General features: G+C 67.1%; 20 protein-coding genes and 1 pseudogene. 13 read left to right on the top strand and 8 right to left on the bottom strand.

Features of this window, described 5'->3' with window-relative positions; genetic code table 11:
* Position 1 precedes the first annotated feature (1 nt).
* The 8 genes from hemH to ACILR9_RS06955 all read left to right on the top strand — a co-directional run bounded on the left by hemH (position 2) and on the right by ACILR9_RS06955 (position 6,706).
* Complete coding sequence (gene hemH, locus ACILR9_RS06990) at positions 2-934, top strand: ferrochelatase (protein WP_395709187.1); 933 nt, start codon at positions 2-4, stop codon at positions 932-934.
* The gene (gene hemJ, locus ACILR9_RS06985; protein WP_395709186.1) at positions 934-1,359 is read left to right on the top strand and encodes a protoporphyrinogen oxidase HemJ; all 426 of its coding nucleotides are present in this window, start codon (positions 934-936) and stop codon (positions 1,357-1,359) included. Before hemH ends, hemJ begins: the two co-directional genes overlap by 1 nt.
* Before the next feature lie 334 nt (positions 1,360-1,693).
* A complete protein-coding gene (locus tag ACILR9_RS06980) occupies positions 1,694-2,239 on the top strand; it encodes a thiamine pyrophosphate-binding protein (protein ID WP_395709185.1) in 546 nt (181 codons plus the stop codon).
* Between the two features lies 1 nt (position 2,240).
* A complete protein-coding gene (locus tag ACILR9_RS06975; RefSeq protein WP_395709184.1) occupies positions 2,241-2,855 on the top strand; it encodes a thiamine pyrophosphate-dependent enzyme in 615 nt (204 codons plus the stop codon).
* Positions 2,852-3,985: a C45 family autoproteolytic acyltransferase/hydolase gene (locus ACILR9_RS06970; RefSeq protein WP_395709183.1), complete on the top strand. Its 1,134-nt coding sequence runs from the start codon at positions 2,852-2,854 to the stop codon at positions 3,983-3,985. Before ACILR9_RS06975 ends, ACILR9_RS06970 begins: the two co-directional genes overlap by 4 nt.
* Positions 3,986-3,989: 4 nt before the next feature.
* Positions 3,990-4,949, top strand: coding sequence for a cysteine synthase A (gene cysK, locus ACILR9_RS06965; RefSeq protein WP_395709182.1), 960 nt, complete (start codon positions 3,990-3,992; stop codon positions 4,947-4,949).
* Between the two features lie 390 nt (positions 4,950-5,339).
* Positions 5,340-6,584, top strand: a complete 1,245-nt coding sequence (locus ACILR9_RS06960) for a glyoxalase superfamily protein (protein ID WP_395709181.1) — start codon at positions 5,340-5,342, stop codon at positions 6,582-6,584.
* Positions 6,581-6,706: a hypothetical protein gene (locus ACILR9_RS06955; RefSeq protein ID WP_395709180.1), complete on the top strand. Its 126-nt coding sequence runs from the start codon at positions 6,581-6,583 to the stop codon at positions 6,704-6,706. The genes ACILR9_RS06960 and ACILR9_RS06955 overlap by 4 nt, the downstream gene beginning before the upstream one ends.
* 83 nt (positions 6,707-6,789) lie before the next feature.
* Here ACILR9_RS06955 and ACILR9_RS06950 read toward each other — a convergent pair whose 3' ends face one another.
* The 4 genes from ACILR9_RS06950 to ACILR9_RS06935 are packed head-to-tail and all read right to left on the bottom strand — an operon-like array spanning position 6,790 to position 9,299.
* Entirely contained in the window at positions 6,790-7,581 is a 792-nt protein-coding gene (locus tag ACILR9_RS06950) for an enoyl-CoA hydratase-related protein (RefSeq protein ID WP_395709179.1), read from the bottom strand.
* A 3-nt stretch (positions 7,582-7,584) separates the two neighbouring features.
* Positions 7,585-7,953 (bottom strand): nuclear transport factor 2 family protein, encoded by a 369-nt coding sequence (locus ACILR9_RS06945; protein ID WP_395709178.1) that lies wholly within the window; start codon positions 7,951-7,953, stop codon positions 7,585-7,587.
* 17 nt (positions 7,954-7,970) lie between these two features.
* Positions 7,971-8,336, bottom strand: a complete 366-nt coding sequence (locus ACILR9_RS06940; protein WP_395709177.1) for a hypothetical protein — start codon at positions 8,334-8,336, stop codon at positions 7,971-7,973.
* A gap of 57 nt (positions 8,337-8,393) precedes the next feature.
* Positions 8,394-9,299, bottom strand: a complete 906-nt coding sequence (locus ACILR9_RS06935; RefSeq protein ID WP_395709176.1) for a LysR family transcriptional regulator — start codon at positions 9,297-9,299, stop codon at positions 8,394-8,396.
* Positions 9,300-9,400: 101 nt separating this feature from the next.
* Between ACILR9_RS06935 and ACILR9_RS06930 the strand changes: the two genes are divergently transcribed.
* Positions 9,401-9,532, top strand: coding sequence for a hypothetical protein (locus ACILR9_RS06930; RefSeq protein WP_395709175.1), 132 nt, complete (start codon positions 9,401-9,403; stop codon positions 9,530-9,532).
* A 20-nt stretch (positions 9,533-9,552) separates the two neighbouring features.
* Positions 9,553-10,050 carry a DinB family protein gene (locus ACILR9_RS06925; protein WP_395709174.1) on the top strand — a complete coding sequence of 166 codons (498 nt, stop codon included), beginning with the start codon at positions 9,553-9,555 and terminating at the stop codon, positions 10,048-10,050.
* Positions 10,051-10,203: 153 nt separating this feature from the next.
* Here the strand turns inward: ACILR9_RS06925 and ACILR9_RS06920 are convergent, their stop codons facing one another.
* Positions 10,204-10,785 (bottom strand): TetR/AcrR family transcriptional regulator, encoded by a 582-nt coding sequence (locus ACILR9_RS06920; protein ID WP_395709173.1) that lies wholly within the window; start codon positions 10,783-10,785, stop codon positions 10,204-10,206.
* A gap of 89 nt (positions 10,786-10,874) precedes the next feature.
* Between ACILR9_RS06920 and ACILR9_RS06915 the strand changes: the two genes are divergently transcribed.
* Entirely contained in the window at positions 10,875-12,098 is a 1,224-nt protein-coding gene (locus ACILR9_RS06915) for an MFS transporter (RefSeq protein WP_395709172.1), read from the top strand.
* Here ACILR9_RS06915 and msrA read toward each other — a convergent pair whose 3' ends face one another.
* Positions 12,099-12,803, bottom strand: coding sequence for a peptide-methionine (S)-S-oxide reductase MsrA (gene msrA, locus ACILR9_RS06910; RefSeq protein ID WP_395709171.1), 705 nt, complete (start codon positions 12,801-12,803; stop codon positions 12,099-12,101).
* 2 nt (positions 12,804-12,805) lie between these two features.
* Positions 12,806-13,663 (bottom strand): SDR family NAD(P)-dependent oxidoreductase, encoded by an 858-nt coding sequence (locus ACILR9_RS06905; protein WP_395709170.1) that lies wholly within the window; start codon positions 13,661-13,663, stop codon positions 12,806-12,808.
* Positions 13,664-13,756: 93 nt separating this feature from the next.
* On the opposite strand from ACILR9_RS06905, the gene ACILR9_RS06900 reads away from it, so the two are divergent.
* Positions 13,757-14,752, top strand: a complete 996-nt coding sequence (locus tag ACILR9_RS06900) for an aldo/keto reductase (RefSeq protein ID WP_395709169.1) — start codon at positions 13,757-13,759, stop codon at positions 14,750-14,752.
* Positions 14,753-14,771: 19 nt separating this feature from the next.
* Positions 14,772-15,752, top strand: a complete 981-nt coding sequence (locus tag ACILR9_RS06895) for an aldo/keto reductase (protein WP_395709168.1) — start codon at positions 14,772-14,774, stop codon at positions 15,750-15,752.
* A 267-nt stretch (positions 15,753-16,019) separates the two neighbouring features.
* Here ACILR9_RS06895 and ACILR9_RS06890 read toward each other — a convergent pair.
* Positions 16,020-19,210: pseudogene (locus tag ACILR9_RS06890) on the bottom strand (efflux RND transporter permease subunit).
* Positions 19,211-19,228 lie beyond the last annotated feature (18 nt).

Here is a 19,228-nt window from a genome sequence, read left to right as displayed (position 1 = left end):
CGTGAAGATCGCCATCATCCTGTTCAATCTCGGCGGGCCCGATTCGCCGGAGGCGGTGCAGCCGTTCCTGCGTAACCTGTTCGGCGATCCGGCGATCCTGCGCGTGCCGTCTTTCATACGCAGCCCTCTGGCGAGCTTGCTGGCGCGGCGGCGCGCGCCGACCGCCCGGGCGATCTACGACAAGATTGGCGGTGCCTCGCCGATCCTGGGACAGACCGAGGCGCAGGCGCGTGCGCTGGAAGAGGCGCTGGGCGGCGAGCACGAATGGCGCGGCTATGTCTGCATGCGCTACTGGCATCCCATGACGGAGGCGGTGGTGCGCTCGGTCACGCGCTTTGCACCGGACCGCATCGTGCTGCTGCCGCTCTATCCGCAATATTCGACGGCGACGACGGCGTCCTCGTTCAAGGCGTGGAACGACCTGGCCAGGTTCACGGTGCCGACCAAATCGATCGACTCCTATCCGGTAGAGCCGGGATTCATTGCCGCGTCGGTCGAGCTGCTGCAGCAAGGCGTGGCCCAGGCCGGTCGGCAGCCAACCCGCGTGCTGTTCTCGGCGCATGGCCTGCCCGAGCGAGTCATCAAGGCGGGCGATCCCTACCAGTCGCAGGTCGAGCAGACGGCGAAGGCCATCGCCGACACCATGAACCTGGTCGACTGGTCGGTGTGCTACCAGAGCCGGGTTGGCCCGTTGAAATGGATCGGACCGTCGACCGACGCCGAGATCGCGCGCGCCGGCAGCGACAAGCGGGGCGTCGTGCTCTATCCGCTGTCTTTCGTGTCGGAACATTCCGAGACCCTGGTCGAGCTCGACATCGAGTATCGCCATCTCGCGACCCAGAAGGGTGTGACAACCTACATCCGCGTGCCGACGGTCGGCACCCATCCGCTGTTCATCGGCGGGCTGGCCAACCTGGTCCGCTCGGTGATGTGATGCTCTACGAGGTTCTCAAGGCCCTGCACATCATTGCGGTGATCGCCTGGATGGCGGGCCTGCTCTACCTGCCGCGCCTGTTCGTCTATCACGCCGACGCGGCACCCGGTTCGAAGGAGAGCGAGACCTTCAAGGTCATGGAACGCCGCCTGCTGCGCGGGATCATGAACCCGGCGATGGTCCTGGTCTGGATCTTCGGCCTGCTGCTCGCTTGGCGCGGTGACTGGTGGCACGCCGGCTGGTGGCAGATGAAGTTCGGCCTGGTGGCCGGGCTGACGCTGGTCCACCACCTGTATGCGCGCTGGCGCAAGGACTTCGCGGCAGACTGCAACACGAAGACTGCCCGGCAGTACCGCTTCTGGAACGAAGTGCCGACCCTGCTGATGATCGGCATCGTGTTTTTGGCTGTCATGAAACCCCTGTAGGCACGCCATCTCTGGTCGGGGCCACAATGTCCTCATCCTGAGGAGGCCGCCCAGCGGCCGTCTCGAAGGATGGGCAGCACGTGGGTGCTTCGGACCGGCAAATTTCGCGAGTTCCCATGCGGCCCATCCTTCGAGACGCGCCTCTAAGGCGCTCCTCAGGATGAGGATATTGCTGGTTCGACTACAGTTGGCACCTGTGAGATCGTGACCTGGCCATCTCCGGAGAGCAGCCGCGTTCTTGCATAGTAGTATGTAGACTAAGTGGGGAGCCGACCTTGCCCGAGGCTCGCTATCGTGTTCCTTGCGGTCCTGTAGCCATGATGATGGGAGTGACATGAACGCCGAGACGAGTGATGCCCTGGGAAACGGCGACTGGCGCGACGACATCTTCGACGTGCTGCAGAATCATGACATCAGGCAGGTCTATCACGTGCCGGATGCCGGCCATTCGCGGCTGATCGAGCACTGCCAGCGCTCGAACTCGATCCGCACCGTGCCGCTCACCACCGAGGAGGAGGGCATCGCTCTCGCCGCCGGCGCGTGGCTGGGCGGGCAGCGGTCGGTGATGCTGATGCAGAGCTCGGGCGTTGGCAACACGATCAACCTGATGGGCCTCACCAAGACCCTGCGCTTTCCGTTCCTGACCCTGATCACCATGCGCGGCGACTACGGCGAGTTCAATTCGTGGCAGTACCCGATGGGCCAGGGAACGCCCAAGGTGCTGGAGGCGATGGGCGTGCTGCTCTACTCGGTCGACAAGGCCGAGGATGTGCGGGCGACGGTCGATGCAGCCACGCGCGCCGCCTTCAACGGCGGCCAGGCGGTGGCGGTGCTGCTGCGCCAGAAGCTCATTGGCATCAAGACATTTGGAAAGAAGTGACATGGCCCAGGCAACGCTGCAGCGGCGTCCGCTGGTGAAGCAGATCCTCGCCGGCGCCGACGACAATCTCCTGGTGATCGGCGGGCTGGGCTCGTCCAACTGGGACATCACCAATGCCGGCGACCGGCCGCTCAACATGCCGATGTGGGGCGGCATGGGGGCACCGGTCGGCATGGGTCTCGGTCTGGCCTTGGCGCAGCCCACCAAGCGCGTGCTGGTCATCACCGGCGATGGCGACATGCTGATGAGCCTGGGCTCGCTCGCCACCGTGGCGACCCAGCAGCCGGATAATCTCGCCATCGCCGTGCTCGACAACGAGAAGTTCGGCGAGACCGGCAACCAGGCGACCCACACCAGCCCGCGCAACAACGGCCCGACCGAGTCGGGCGCCGGCACCGACCTGGCGATGGTCGCACGCGGCTGCGGCATCGCCGACACCGGCACGGTGCGCGAGGCAGGCGAGGTCGCGCAGCTGGTCAAGGACCTGCGCACCGCCAAGGGCCCGGTCTTCCGCGTCGTCAAGGTGATGGTCGAGAAGCTCGAGTTCGTCATGCCGCCGCAGGATGGCGCGCATCTCAAGGATCGTTTCCGTCAGGCCTTGCTGGGACACCCATGACCACCTACGCCCCGTTTCCCCTGATCGAGCTCACCGGCAGCCCGCGCGAGCGCGGCCGCACCCATGGCCAGGTGGCGGCCGACCGCCTGCGTCGCGGCATCAAGATGTACTCGGAGTCGCTCCTGAAGAGCGGCGTCGACTGGCGCGAGCTCGAACGCCGCGCCGAGGCGATGGTGCCGGCGATCGAGAAATTCGATCCGGCCTACGTCGAGGAGATGCGTGGGATTGCCGAGGGATCGGGCGAGCCGTTCGCCGGCGTCGTCCTGATGAATGCCCGCACCGAGATGGTGGTGGCGGCGCGCAAGCAGCAGGAGCGGCAGCTGCCCGACGGCTGTACCGCCGCGCTCGCCCTGCCATCGGCCAGCGCAGACGGCGTGTTGCTGCATGGCCAGAACTGGGATTGGCGCGCCGAATGCGCCGAGACCGGCGTCGTGCTGTGCATCCGCCGCGACGATGGGCCGGACATCCTGACCTTCACCGAGGCGGGCGGGCTCGCCCGTTCAGGTCTCAACTCGGCCGGCATCGGCCTCACCGCCAATGCACTGGAGTGCGATCGCGATTACCAGCGCGGCCCGGGCGTTCCGCTGCCGTTCGTCCGGCGCAAGGTGCTGGAGAGCGCGCGTCTCGCCGAGGCAGTCCACACCATCGTGGCGACGCCCAAGCTCGGCTCCAACCACATGGCGGTGAGCCATTGCGACGGCGAGGCCTTCGGCTTCGAATGCGCGCCCGACGAGACGTTCTGGCTGGCGCCGGAGGACGGCCTGTACGTCCATGCCAACCACTGGATCGCACCATCGGCCCGCGCCCGGGTGAAGGATACCGGGCTGGCCGAGACGCCGTGCTCAATCTATCGCGACAGACGCGTGCGAGAGCAGCTCGGACCCAAGCGCGGCAGGCTTTCGCTCGACGATTTCCGCCAGGCCTTCTTCGACGACTGGGGCTCGCCCTGGTCGGTGTGCCGGCCGCCGCGACTCAACACGCGCGGCGTTGCCGTGGCGACGACGGCGATGATCCTGATGCGCCCGGGCGAGGGTCATCTCGAGGCCTGCCCGATGCCGGCGCTCAATCGTCAGTTCACGACCTACAGCCTGAAGCCGGACGCGACGGCCCGGCGCGCAGCAGCGGAGTAGAGCCATGACCGGGACTGGGGCGGAGTTTCGCGGCCGCATCTACGGCGACATCACCGAGACCATGGGTGCGACGCCGCTGGTCCGGCTCAATCGACTGCCGCAGCAGGCCGGCGTGACGGCCGAGATCCTGGCCAAGCTCGAGTTCTTTAATCCGATGTCCTCGGTCAAGGACCGCATCGGCGTGTCGATGATCGAGGCGGCCGAGAAGGCGGGAAAGCTGAAGCCCGGCGTCAGCACGATCATCGAGCCGACCTCGGGCAACACCGGCATCGGCCTCGCTTTCGTGGCGGCGGCGCGCGGCTACAAGGTGATCTTCACCATGCCCGATTCGATGTCGATCGAGCGCCGCAAGATGCTGCGCTTCCTCGGCGCGCGGCTGGAGCTGACGCCGCGCGAGAAGGGCATGAAAGGCGCCATCGCCAAGGCCGAGGAGCTCCTGCAGGAGGTGCCCGACAGCTTCATGCCGCAGCAGTTCCAGAACCCGGCCAATCCTGCCGTGCATGTGCGCACCACCGCCGAGGAGATCTGGCAGGACACCGGCGGCAAGCTCGATTTCTTCGTCGCCGGCGTCGGCACCGGCGGCACCATCACTGGCGTCGGCCTGACGCTGAAGCCGCGCCTGCCCGGGCTGAAGGTGGTCGCGGTCGAGCCCGAGGCCAGCCCGGTCCTGTCGGGCGGCCAGCATACGCCTCATCCCATCCAGGGCATCGGCGCCGGCTTCGTTCCCGACATCCTCGATCGCAAGGCGATCGACGAGGTCGTCAAGGTGAGCAACAAGTCGGCGTTCGAGGCTGCCAAGAGCATGGCCACGCTTGAAGGCATCCCGATCGGCATCTCCGGCGGCGCCGCGATCACCGCAGCGATCGAGGTCGGCAAGGCCAATCCCGGCAAGCGTGTGGTGGTGATCGTCCCCGACTTCGCCGAACGCTACCTGTCGACGACCCTGTTCGAGGGGTTGGACTAGCGCTGCGCCATTCACGCGGAAGAACGCCTGGAGGTCACAGCGCGGCAGTGACCGAACGCGCATCTTCCTTGTCATCCTGAGCGCAGCGAAGGATCTCATCGCCAGAAGGTTCAGCGCACGCCTGTGCTAACGGCGATGAGATCCTTCGCTGCGCTCAGGATGACAGAATGGCGGCCCTTCGGACGACCGCGCAAGGTGAATTCGTTCTTCGAGCGCGCTTGCAGCAACGCGTTTGACTCGACTTCCCCGCGCTCCTACCCTTGCCGAAGGTCAACACGGTGACCTTCCGTCCGCGTAAAGGATCCAACCCACCTGGCACGATCGCTGTTGTCGTTCCTTCTTTCTTGCCCGTGAACCGCGGACCCCGGGCGCAGAGGAAGAAGGTACGTCATGGCGAAGACTCTCCCCGAGAGACCCAATCTCGATTGGCTCAAGAAGGCCGCCAAGGATCGCCTGGCCGATTTGCGCGCGCAGGATCTATCGGCGCGACTGCATCAGGCACAGCTGGACATCGCCCGCGACTACGGCTTCGCGAGCTGGCGTGCCCTGAAAACCCATGTCGAGTCGCGCAGCCTCGACGGCCAGGTGGTCGGCGCCGCGCTGGCCGGCGATGCAGCGGCACTCGGGCGGTTGCTCGCGGCGCATCCGCGCAAGCTCGCGCTGACCGGCGGACCGTGGAACGCGCCGCTGCTCCACCTCGCCGCCGAGCGCGGCCATCTCGATTGCATCGACCTGCTGCTGCGCCTGGGCTTCGCGGTCGATACGCGCGATCGCACCGACAAGGCCACGGCCCTGCACTGGGCCGCGGCGGGCGGCCACCTCGAGATCGGCAAGCGGCTGCTGGCGGCGGGCGCCGACATCGATGGGTCGGGCGACGCCCATGACCTCGGCGTGATCGGCTGGGCGACCTGCTTTCGGACGGTTCACTGCGCCTTTGCCGAGCTCCTGCTCGAGCGCGGCGCCAGGCCGACGATCTTTTCCAGCGTCGCGCTCGGTCGCGAGGATCTGGTGCGCGCGCTGGTCCGCGACGACCCGTCGCGGCTCGGCACGCTGCGCATGAGCCGGTTCGACCACCATCGCACGGCGCTGCACGTCGCCGTGCTCAAGAACCAGCCGGGCATGGTGCGGCTGCTGATTGAGCTCGGCGCCGATCCGCGCGCGCACGACAGTCGCGACTATGCGCCGATCGACTTCGTGAAACCGGAAACGGAGTCCGCCATTGCCGAGATTCTGGTTGCTGCGGGGGCCACTCCAGCGAAGCGTCGGTCCAACCGCTTCGAGCGGCTGGTGCCGGTGTTGAGGGTCGCCAGCATCACGGCCTCGCTCGACTACTATGTCGACAAGCTCGGCTTTCAAAAATTGTTCGAGTGGGGCAACCCGCCGACCTTCGCCAGCGTCTCGCGCGATGGCGTGGAAATTTTCCTGTCGCAGGAGGCATGGGTGGGGCCGACGTCTCTTTCGATCTTCGTGCAGGACGTCGATGCGCTCCACGACGACTATCGGGCGAGCGGCGCGCTCATACGCCGGCCACCTTTTGACTTTCCATGGGGCGTGCGCGGCATGGATGTCGAGGACGTCGACGGCCATCATCTGCGCTTCAGCGGCGATGGCGCCGGGGAGAATCGCTCGCCATGAACGCAGCGCCCGTCGAGAGCATCGTCGAGCTGGCGTCGCGCCTGGTGGCGACGCCGTCCTGTGCAGGCATCGACAGCGCGCGGCGCTTCTTGAGTCTTCCGGACCGCGAGCGTCTGCCCTGAGCTTGTCGAAGGTCTCGCTCATGATTCATGAGCTCTTCCTGGACCGCGGGCGAGACGCCCGCGGTCCAGGAAGATGATGAACTTTACCCCGGATACCACGCCGGCTTGCGCTTCTCCTTGAAGCTCGCCAGGCCCTCGCGGGCTTCCTCCTGTTGCCGTGTGCGGGCGTGCTCGTCGATCAGGTCGCGCAGGTCGCCATCGTCGACGAAGGCGCGGGCGGCGGCGAGCGAGCGGAGCTTGGTCGCGGTGGTGGCGACCGGTGCGTTCATCAGCACGGCCTCGATGATCTTGTCGCCGGCGGCGTCCAGCCCTCCGGTCGGGCAGACCTCGTGCACCAGGCCGAGCCGGCGCGCCTCGTCGGCGCCGAAGCGTTCGCCGGTCAGGGCATAGCGCCGGACCTGGCGCAGGCCCATCGCCTGGCAGAGCTGCGGCAGGATGATGCCGGCCATCAGGCCCCAACGCGTCTCGCTGATCGAGAAGATCGCATCCTGGGAGGCCACCACGACGTCGCAGGCCGCGGCGATGCCGGTGCCGCCGCCGAAGCAGCCGCCCTGGATCAGGGCGAGCGTCGGCACCGGGCAGGTGTCGAGTCGGCGGATCGCTTCGGCGGTGCGCCGGCTCACCCTTTCGTTCTCGGCCGGTGATTGCGTGGCGACGCCGCTGATCCAGGCGAGATCGGCGCCGGCCTGGAAATGCCGGCCATTGCCGCGCAGCACGACGATACGCAAGCCGGCGGTGCCGCCGAGCCCGTCCATCGCCGCATGCAGGCCGTCGATCAGATCGCCGTTGTAGGCATTGTTGACCTGCGGGCGGTTCAAGGTGACCGTCGCTACGCCGCGCCGGTCGACTGCCCAAAGTACCGTATCGTTGGTCATGCTTCAGTCGACCTTGAGGTAGCTGTCTTTGAGCGCGATCTTGCCGTCCTTCAGCTCGTAGAGGTCGATGCCGTAGCGGTCGAACGGCTTGCCGGCATGATCGACGCCGGCGACGCGGAAGGTGCCGAACAGCTTGTCACCGGCGCGATGGATGCGTGCCTCGGAGTAGCGCGCTTCGCGATGGGCCTTGCTCTTGTCGGCGAAATGGGCGCGCAAGCCCTCCTTGCCCCTGAGCACGGTGCCGGAAGGCGAGCCGCCGGCGTTGAGGCGCCATTCGAAATCGTCGGTGACACAGGCGGCAATCTCCTCGACGTCGGCCTTGTTGAAGGCCTTGCCGAAGCGGCGGAACAGGTCGTCGATGGCGTCGGGCATGCTATTTCTCCATACGTTCACGATTTCAGGATCTCGGCGAGCCAGTCTTTCACCTCGCGCTTGACGATTGGCAGCTCGAGGTCGGACATCTCGTAGCGATTGGTCCCGCCCGGTGAGGCCGTGACCTCGATCACCTTGCCGCCGACGTCGCCGCGGAATTTCAGGGTGCGCGCGGCGGATGAGCCGTTGGGATGCACGGTGAGCACGAGCGAGGGACCGGCATCGGGCAGCTCGTCCGGAACATCGGAATATTCCTGGGTCGCCACATGCGCGTCGTGACCCTCGCCCTTCAGCGTGTCGATCACGTGGTCCAGCTCCGGGCGCACCGTCTCGCGGCACCTTACCCAGAACGCCTGCACGAAGATGTCCGTCTCGCGATCCATTCCGCCTCTCCCTCGCCCTCTGCTCGCCGGTTTGACCGATCCTAGCCCAATTCTCTCTCAAATCTCCCAGGGCGGCGGCGTGAATTTCTCGATCAGGAAATTGACGAAGGCCGTGACCCGCGGCGCGAGATGGCGGCGATGCGGATAGACCGCATGGATGGCCACGGGATCGTCGGCCGAGAAGGCGTCCAGCAACGGCACCAGCGCGCCGCTGCGAACCGCCTGGGCGACGGTCAGGCGAGTCAAGCGCACGATGCCCAGTCCCTGCACCGCCAGCTGCAACTGCAACTCGCCTTCGTCGACGGCGAGGCGGCCAGTGACGTCGATAGTGAGGATCTCGCCGTCGATGCGGAACTGCCAGCGATTGAGCGCGCCCCGCTCGCGCGACAGGATGCAGTTGTGTCGCGCCAGATCCTCGGGCCGGCCGGGCGCGCCGTGCCGCGCAAGGTAGGACGGCGCGGCGCAGATCAGGCGCCTGTCCTCGCCGATCTTGCGCGCCATGAAGCTGGTATCGGCCAGCCGCCCGATGCGCAGCGCGACATCCATGCCTTCCTCGATCATGTCGACGATGCGATCGGTCGGCAGCAATTCGAGGCGGACCAGCGGGTAGCGGGCCAGGAACTCGGGCAGGACCGGCGTCAGTTGATGGGTCGAGAAGGCAAGCGACGTCGTCACCCGCAGCAGGCCCTGCGGCGTGCTGCCTTGCCCGGAGACCTGGTTTTCCAATGTCTCGATCTCAGCCAGGATGCGGCGCGCCGCGGCATGGAATACTTCGCCTTCGGCGGTGAGGTGCAGGGCCCGGGTGGTGCGCTGCAGCAGGCGCACCCCCAGCCGGGTCTCGAGCCGGGTGACGAGCTTGCTGACGGCCGATGGAGTCAGGCCCAAGCTGGACGAGGCGGCGGAAAAGCCCCTCGAATCGACCACCCGGACGAAGGCGGCCATCTCGCTGGCATGATCGATCATTGCCGGATTAGTGAATTATAGTCACAGGTGATGGTCAAGAGACGTCTATTAAATGAATACCGAGGAGTAATTACGTCACCTCCAATTCTGGAGGACTTCCCATGTTCACTGTTCCCTATCCGACACCCAACGAACGCCGGGCCTATGCTGTGCGGGCTCATCGTCTGCGCGGCGCCGTCGTGGTGAGCCTGGTCCGTGATCTGGCGCGGTGGGTTTCGGCCGCCGCCCGCTGAAACGCGGCTAAGCTCGGCAGATGTCAGGCATCTGGGCGCAGTACGCCCTCTACAACCGGCTGGCCAACGAGACGCTCTACGAGGCCTGCGCCACCCTCTCCGACGAGGCGAGGCGGCGCGACCTCGGGGCGTTCTTCGGCAGCGTGCACGGAACGCTCAACCACCTGCTGCTGGGTGACCGCATCTGGATGACTCGCTTTGAAGGCGGCTCGCATCCCTCGACCGATCTCGGCGCCATCCTGTTCGAGGCGTTCGACGCCCTGCGCGCCGCCCGCGCGACCATGGACCGCCGCATCGAGGCGTTCTTCGTGGCGCTGCCGGCCGACTTCGCCGAGCGCGACCTTCGCTACGTCAACAATTCCGGCTTCGACACGACTGACCCGGCGTCGGTGATCCTGCCGCACTTCTTCAATCACCAGACCCACCATCGCGCGCAGGTCCACACGATGCTCTCGCAGCTCGGCCAGGACCCGCCGGTGCTGGACTTGCACCGGGTGCTGCGGCCGAATCCGGCCTAGCGAGCCCGAGCGCCTTTGGTCGTCCTGAGCAAGGCGCTTGCGTAGCAAGCGTCGCCAGCGAAGGACCTCATCGCCGGTCGCCACGAGTGTGCTTTGAAACTCCTGGCGATGAGATCCTTCGCTGCGCTCAGGATGACATGAGAGAGCTCACGATCATTTTTCCCTCCGCCGCGCCGGCAGCTTCACTCCTGCAGCCTCCAGCAGCACGCCCGCGGCCGCGCGCGCGGTGGCGGCGATTTTGGGATCTCCGCGAACCAGCGCCGCGGCGATGGCGCCGTCGACCAGGATCTGGAGCTGCATCGCGAGGGTGTCGGCATCGTCGACCTCGAGACGTTGCAGCAGGTCGCGGAACCAGAGTCGGCGCTGCTCCTTGAAGGCGAGGGCGATCCGGTTGGCGGCGTGGTTCGGTTCCTTGAGCTCGGCCACGGCATTGACGAACGGACAGCCGCGAAAGACGCTGCTCGCAAAGGTGCGCTCGAGCCGGTCGAAAGCGCCGAGGATCTGCTGCACCGGCGGCAGGTCGGACGGCGGCGCCGGCCGCAGGCGTCGCGACAGGTAGGCGACGATCAGCTCGTCCTTCGACGGAAAGTAGTTGTAGAGCGTGCGCTTGCTGATGCCGATCTCGGCCGCGATCGTGTCGACGCCGACCGCGCGGATGCCCTGCCCGTAGAACAGCCGGTCGGCCGTCTCGAGGATGCGTTCCTGCATCTCTGTCCTGTCGGAAGCGCGGGTCATTTTACACCGATCTGTTTACTTGGTTGTTGACCGGCCGGCGAGCGGTGATTTAGGTACACAGATCTGTGTACATAAGAGGAGCGTCCGAGATGAGCATCGCCAAGGACCTGCGGCCCAACCTGGCGATCGTGCTCGGTGCGGCGGTGATGCTGAGCCTCGGCATGGGCGTGCGTCAAAGCTTCGGCCTCGTCATGCCGCCGCTCACCCGCGACATCGCCGTCACCATCTCGGAATTCGCGCTGGCGATGTCGATGCAGAACCTCGCCTGGGGCTTCCTGCAGCCGGTCGCCGGCCTGCTGGCTTCTCGCCTGGGTTTCCGCCCGGTGATGCTGGCGGGAACGGTGCTCTATCTCGCCGGCCTCGCCGTGTTCGCCTCGGCGCAGGGCCTCCTCGGCGTGATGCTGGGCGCCGGCGCGCTGATCGGGATAGCGCTTGCCTGTACGGCCTCTGCGATTGCGCTGGCGGTCGGCTCGCGCGCCGTGCCCGCCCGCTCGCGCAGCCTCATCCTCGGCGTCATCACCGCCACCGGCTCGCTGGGTGCGCTCCTGTCGGCGCCGCTCGGCCAGGCGTTGATCATCGAGCTCGGCTGGCGCGCCGGCGTGCTGGGCTTTCTCGTGCTGGCGCTGGGCATGTTGCCGGCCGCCTGGCTGGCCGGCCGGGTCGACCGCCTGCCGCTCCCCACTGCCGGCGCGGCGCTGGGAGATGTCTCGCCGCGCACCGCGCTTGCCCGTGCCCTGGCCAATCCGTCGTTCCTGGTCATGACCGGCGCCTATTTCGTCTGCGGCATGCAGCTCCTGTTCATCACCACCCACCTCCCGTCGTATCTCGCGATCTGCGGCCTCGATCCGACGCTCAGTGCCCAGGCGCTCGCCGCGATCGGCCTGTTCAACGTGTTCGGCGGGTTGTTCTTCGGCTGGGCGGGCGGCCGCTGGTCGAAGCTTGCCCTGCTGGGCGGCATCTACATCTCGCGCTCGATCGTGCTCGCCTGTTACTTCCTGCTGCCGCCGACGCCGGCTACCACGCTGGTCTTCGCCTCGCTGATGGGCTTCCTGTGGCTCGGCGTCGGGCCGCTGGTCGCGGGCTCGGTGGTCGAGATGTTCGGACTGCGCTGGCAGGCGATGATCCAGGGCGTCGCCTTCATGAGCCACCAGCTCGGCAGCTTCCTCGGCGCTTTCGGCGGCGGCCTGCTGTTCGATACGCTCGGCTCCTACGACCTCGCCTGGCGCCTGGGAGTCGGCATGGGCCTCGTCGCCGGCCTCGTGCAGGTGAGCTTCGCTTTGATGCGGCCACCCCGCGCGCCATCCTTTCCCTGACTACATCCCGGTTTTGGATACCAGCACCGGGTCGGCGCGCCACGACGTCGGGAACAGCCGCTTCAGGCTCTCGACCTTCGGAAGGTCGTGCATGACGATGTAGGGCTGCCGGGGGTGCAGCGTCATGTAGTCCTGATGGTAGGCCTCGGCCGGATAGAAGGTCTGCGCAGGCTCGATCGTGGTCACGATCTTCGCCGGAAAAGCCTTCGCCTGATCGAGCTGCAGGATGTAGGCCTTGGCCAAGGTCGCCTGCCGCTCGGTCGTCGGGAAGATCGTCGAGCGATACTGCGTGCCGACATCGGGGCCCTGCCGGTTGAGCTGGGTCGGATCGTGCGCGGCGGAGAAATAGATCTGCAGCAGTTGGCCCAAAGTCACCTTGCGCGGGTCGTAGACGATACGGACCGCTTCGGCATGGCCGGTGCGGCCGCTGGTCACCTTGTCGTAGCTGGCGGTTTCCTTGGCCCCGCCCGCATAGCCCGACACCGCGCTCGTGACTCCCTGGACGTGCTGGTAGACGCCCTGCACACCCCAGAAGCAGCCACCCGCCAGCACGATCGTCGCTGACGTTTCCGGCGCGGCAGAGTCGTCCTGTGTCGGCGGCGGGATCACCCGCGCCGACTCGGCGGCCGACGGTGTCAGGCCGAAATGCAGGGCAGCCGCCGCCAGCACCAGGGCGCCGGCGATGAGGAAGGGCAGGCGAGGCATGGTCATTTCTCCGCGTGCAGGAATTGCTCGAACGCCGTCTTGTAGTCGGGGTGCCAGCGCGACAGGGCGGGCCGGTTCTCGGTGATGTCGCCGGCTGCCCACTGGATGCGCCGCTCGTCGATCTCGCGCGTCACTTCGTTGTCGGGGCAGAGCACGTAGAAATCGCCAGCATTCATCGCCTCGACCAGCATGTCGATGACCTGGTCGGGCGTCCAGGCGCCCGGCGGCTTCTCGGTGCGGCCGCGGCTCGTCATGCCGGTGAAGGTCGAGCCCGGGATCAGCAGATGGGCGGTGATGTGGGCGCCCGCCTCGTTGCGCAGGCTGTGGGCCAGCGCCTCGGTCAGCACCTTCACGCCGGCCTTGCTGACGTTGTAGGCGGTGTCGCCGGGCGGGCAGGTGATGCCCTGCTTGGATCCCGTGTTGACGATGGCGCCGGCCGTGCCCTGGGCGAGCATGGCCGGGGCGAAGGTCTGCACGCCGTGGATCACGCCCCACAGATTGACCTCGAGCACACGCCGCCAGCGCTCGATATGGTCCCATGGTCCGCCACCCGGCGCCGTGCCGGCATTGTTCATCAGCACCGCCACCTCGCCGAACGCGGCGTAAACCGTGTCCTTGAGCGCCTGCACGCTGTCGAGCCGGCTGACGTCGGTCGGCACGGTGAGCACCGACGCCGCCCCTGCCGGCGCCACGGCCGCCACTGCCGCCGCCGCCTCGATCAGCGCGTCGGCCGAGAGGTCGGCCAGGCAGACCTTCATGCCGTGCGTCGCGAAGCGGCGGGCCGCCGCCAGGCCGATTCCACTTGCCGCGCCGGTCACGACCGCGACGCGCCCGGTGGCAAGAGCAGGATGAACACTCATCGGGCAATTCCTCTGCTAGGGTTCGCGCCGTCGAGGGACCGCGCCGATGCGCTATAGTCCATCGAACATAACGGAGAATTGGGGGAGCAAGCGATGCAGTATACGAGATTCGGCAGGACCGGGCTCAGCGTCTCCCGGCTTTGCCTCGGCACCATGACCTTCGGCCTGCAGTGCGACCAGCCGCGCAGCAACGCCATCATGGACAAGGCGGCCGAGGGCGGCATCGATTTCTTCGATACCGCGGACGTCTATCCGCTGGGCGGCGGGCGGGCGACGGCCGGGCGCACCGAGGAGATCGTCGGCGCCTGGCTCGAGGGCAAGCGTCATCAAGTCGTCATTGCCACCAAGTGCGTCGGCCAGATGGGCCCCAAGCCGTGGGACCGCGGGATGTCGCGCAAGCACATCCTCGACGCCATCGAAGGCTCGTTGCGCCGCCTGCGCACCGACTACATCGACATCTACCAGCTCCATAGCTTCGATCCGCAGACGCCGATCGACGAGGCGCTCGATGCCCTCGACACCGTGGTCCGTCACGGCAAGGCGCGCTATGTCGGCGTCTCCAACTGGCCGGCCTACAAGGTGGCGCGCGCCCTCGGCCGCAGCGAGGTCAAGGGCACGGTGCGCGTCGATTCGGTGCAGCCGCGCTACAACCTGCTGTTCCGTCCCTTCGAGCGCGAGCTGCTGGTGCTGTGCCAGGAGGAAGGGATCGCCGTCATCCCATACAATCCGCTGGCCGGCGGCCTGCTCACCGGCAAGCACGACCAGTCGGCGCCACCGCCGGCGGACTCGCGCTTCACGCTCGGCAGCGCCGGCGCGCGCTACCAGGCGCGCTACTGGCACGACCGCGAGTTCGCCACCATCGAGCGCCTGCGGGCGGTAACCAACGAGGCCGGCATGAGCCTGGCAACCTTGGCAGTCGCCTGGGTGCTGTCGCATCCGGCGATCACCGCGCCGATCGTCGGCGCCAGTCGCCCCGAGCAGCTCGCCGACAGTCTCGCGGCGGCAGAGAACGGCGCGTTGCCGGCCGACCTGAAGGCGAAGCTCGATGAGCTGACGGCGGAATGGCGCGCCATCGACGCTGATCGTTGAGCATCGAGGAGGTTCCGTCATGAAGACGCACGCGTTCGGTTCTCTGCCGCCCGTCTCGACCCTGACCCTGGGTGGCGGCGGTCTCGGCATGCTGTGGGGCGAGACGACCGTCGAGGAGTGCATCGCCACGGTGCATGCCGCCGTCGACGCCGGCATCACCCTGCTCGACCTCGCGCCGCGCTATGGCGACGGCAAGGCGGAGCAGGTGGTGGGCGCGGCCTTTGGCGGCAAGCTGCCGGCGGGCGTCCGCGTCACCAGCAAGTGCAACTTGGGCAATCCGCCGCCCGGCCAGATCGAGTCGCTGCTGCGTCGCTCGATCGAGACGAGCCTGCAGCATCTCTGCCTGTCGCGGCTCGACCTGTTCTTCCTCCATTCTAATGTCGTGCCCGACGAGACCTTCTTCGCCCGTCGTCCCGATGCGGCCAGCCGCATGACGCCCTATGCCGTGTTCGTCGACCATGTGCGCCCGGTGTTCGAGCGTCTGGTGGCCGAAGGCCTGATCGGCGCCTGGGGCCTGACCGGCATCGGCCATCCCGACACCATCATCAGGCTGCTCGGCGAGCGGCCGGCGCCGGCCGCGGTCCAATGCATCGCCAATCTGCTGGACTCACCCGGCGGCCTGAAGTTCTTCGACGGCCCGGCCAAGCCGCGCCAGGTGATCGCGACGGCGCGCGCCAATGGCATCGGCGTGATGGGCATCCGCGCCGTGCAGGCCGGCGCCTTGACCAGCGCGATTGATCGACCTTTGCCGGCCGACCATCCGGAAGTGCGCGACTACGCCTTGGCAGCACCGTTCCGCCGCATCTGCGCCGAGCTCGGTGAGAACCCGGCCGTCGTCGCCCACCGCTACGCGCTGGCGCTCGCCATCGACACGCTGGTGCTGGGCGTCAAGAACCGCACCGAGCTCGCCGAGTGTGTCGCGGCGGCAGAGGCGGGGCCTCTGCCGGCCGACCTGACGGCGCGGATCGATGCGGCGATGAAGGAAGCTCGATCCTCCTAAGGCGCCACTCCGGGGCAGTCTTTGTCGATCCAGAGCAAAAGATGAATCAGCCACAGATGAACACGGATGAACACAGATCACGCGCTGGATCGTTGGACGGAGCTTGTCGAACTTGAACGACACGCAGGTCGCCCTTGGTCGGCAAACTGATCTAGCATCCGTGTTCATCTGTGTTTATCTGTGGCTGTTTTCATATGTTCATCGGCGGCCATGCCTTCGCAGAAACAGGGAGTAGTGTCTGTCTCGCTGGCCTGAGATGAAGCCTCGTCAGGCCTTGTCCGGAGTGAACTCGGGCCGGACCTCGGGCTTGCGCCATTTGAAGCGCAGTTCCGCGAGGCCGGTGGCGACGGTGTAGAACACCGGTGTGAAGATCAGGCCGAAGAAGGTCACGCCCAGCATGCCGGCGAACACCGCGGTGCCGAGCGACTGGCGCATCTCGGCGCCGGCGCCGAAGCTCACCACCAGCGGCACGACGCCCAGGATGAAGGCGAGCGAGGTCATCAGGATCGGCCGCAGGCGGGTGCGGGCGGCGCTGACCGCCGCGTCGTAGCGCGTCATGCCGGCCTCGTGCGCCTGCTTGGCGAACTCGACGATCAGGATGGCGTTCTTGGCGGCGAGGCCGATCAGCACGACGAGGCCGATCTCGACCAGGATGTTGCGGTCGAGACCGCGCAGGTTGACGCCGATCATCGCGGCCAGCACGCACATCGGCACGATCAGGATGACGGCGAGGGGCAGCAGCCAGCTCTCGTAGAGCGCCGCCAGCAGCAGGAAGACGAACACCACGGCCAGCCCGAAGGCCAGAACGGCGGTGTTGCCGGCGAGCTTCTCCTGCAGGCCGATCTCGGTCCATTCGAAGTCAAAACCGGACGGCAGCACCTTGGCGGCGAGGCCCTCCATGGCGGCAATGCCCTGGCCCGACGAGAAGCCGCGCTGAAGCGCCACCTGGACCTCGGCTGCCTGGTAGAGATTGAAGCGCGCCACGCGGTAGGGGCCGGTGGTGTCGGAGAAGGTGGCGACCGAGCCGATCGGCACCATCTCGCCGCTGGCGCTGCGCGTCTTGAGGTTGGCGACGTCGCGCAAGGTCAGGCGGTAGGGATTGTCGGCCTGCGCCGTCACGCGATAGGTGCGTCCCAGGATGTTGAAGTCGTTGACGTAGCCCGAGCCCATGTAGACCGACAGGGTCTCGAATACGCGGGCGATCGGCACGCCCAGCTGCTCGGCCTTGGTGCGGTCGATCTCGGCCCAGATCTGCGGCGTGCGTGTGCTGAACAGGGTGAAGGCCTGGGTGAGGCCCGGCGTCTGCCCGGCGGCGCCGGCCAGCGCCCAGGTGGCTCCCTCGAGCGCATGCAGGCCGCGCGCGGCGCGATCCTGCACGTAACCCTTGAGGCCGCCGCCGGTGCCGATGCCGGGCACCGAGGGCGGCTCCAGCACGAAGACGAAGGCCTCGCGCAGCGAGAACATCTTGGCCCGCAGGTCGGCCAGGATCTTCTCCTTGGGCAGATCACGGCGTTCGGCGAACGGCTTCAACGGCACGAAGATCACGCCAGTGTTGGGTGCATTGGTGAAGGTGGCGCCGTCGAAGCCGACGAACGACACCGCGTGCTCGACGCCCGGCGTCTGCATGATCAGCTCGGAGGCCTCGCGCACCAGCTTGTCGGCGCGCTCGAGGGTCGCGCCGGGGGCAGCTGCATGGCGGCGATGAAGTACGAGCGGTCGAGCTGCGGCACCAGGCCGGTCGGCGTCTCGATCAGGCGATTGGCGGTAAGGGCGACCAGGCCGGCGTAGATCACCAGCACGACCACGGCCATGCGGATCAGCCGCGCCGTCGCCCGGCCATAGAAGTTGGACAGCGCCTCGAAGCCGCGGTTGAACTGGCGGAAGAACCAGTTGATCGGCCACATCAGCCGTTCGCCGAGCGTCGGCTTGGCGTGCTCGATATGGGTCAGGGCGTGGGTCTTCAGCAGCACCGCCGCCATGGCGGGCGACAGGGTGAGCGATACGAAAGCGGAGATCGCGGTCGAGGCGGCGATCGTGATGGCGAACTGCTTGTAGAACGTGCCCTGCAGGCCGGTGATGAAGGCGGTCGGCAGGAACACCGCGATCAGCACCAGGGAAATCGCGACCAGGGCGCCGCCGACCTCGTCCATCGTCTTGTGCGCCGCCTCCTTGGGCGAGAAGCCCTGGGCGAGATAGCGCTCGACGTTCTCGACCACGACGATGGCGTCGTCGACGACGATGCCGATCGCCAGCACCAGGCCGAACAGCGACAGCGTGTTGAACGAGATGCCGACCGCCGCCATCACGGCGAACGAGCCGATCAGCGACACCGGGATGGCCAGGATGGGGATGATCGCCGCCCGCCAGGTCTGCAGGAACAGCAGCACGACCAGCACGACCAGGACCAGCGCCTCGAACAGCGTCTCGATCACGGCATCGACCGAGGCCTGGATGAACTCCGTCGGGTTGTAGACCACCGAGTAGTCGAGCCCGGGCGGGAAGTTCTTCTTCAGACGCTCCATCTGCGCCTTGATCTCGTTGGCGGTGGCGAGCGCGTTCGAGCCCGGCCGCTGGAAGATGCCGAGCGCCGTGGCGTTCTTGTTGTCGAGGTAGGCGTTCATCGTATAGTCCTGCGCGCCCAGCTCGATGCGGGCGACGTCGCGCAGGCGCGTCACCGAGCCGTCGGTCTCGGCCCGCAGCACGATGTTGCCGAATTCCTCGGGCGAGGTGAGCCGTCCCAGGGTCTGCACCGACAGCGTGAAGCCGCCGGGCGACACCGCCGGCGCCTGGTTGATGGCGCCCGCCGCGACCTGGAGGTTGGCCGCGCGCATGGCCAGCATGACCTCGCCGGCGGTGAGATTGCGCGCCGCCACCAGCGCCGGATCGAGCCAGACGCGCATCGAGTAGTCACGCCCGCCGAACACCAGCACGTTGCCGACGCCGTCGACGCGGCCCAGCACGTCCTTCACGAACAGCGTGGCGTAGTTGGAGATGTATTGCTGGTCGCGGCTGCCGTCGGGCGACGTCATGTGCACGACCATCATCAGGTCGGGCGAGGCCTTGCGCACCACGATTCCGAGGCGCTGGACATCTTCGGGCAGGCGCGGCTGGGCGACGGCGACGCGGTTCTGCACGTTGACCTGGGCCTGGTCGATATCGACGCCGGGCTTGAACACGACGTTGATCGACAGCCGGCCGTCGCCGGTCGACTGCGATTCGATATAGAGCATGTCGTCGACGCCGTTGACCTCGAGCTCGATTGGCGTGGCGACAGTTTGCGAGATGACCTCGGCCGAGGCGCCGGGATAGGTCGCGGTGATGTTGACCGTGGGCGGCGCGATCTCGGGATATTCGGCGACCGGGAGGGCACGCTGGGCAATGCCGCCGACGATCAGGATGATGATCGACAGGACCGAGGCAAAGATCGGCCGGTCGATGAAGAAATGAGAAAAACGCATAAGGGGAACGCGCCGTTG

Origin of the sequence: Reyranella sp. (assembly GCF_044224635.1) — a bacterium.
Taxonomy (GTDB): Bacteria; Pseudomonadota; Alphaproteobacteria; order Reyranellales; family Reyranellaceae; genus Reyranella.
Note: the sequence above shows the minus strand (reverse complement) of the source record. Positions and strands in the feature narration are given on the sequence as shown.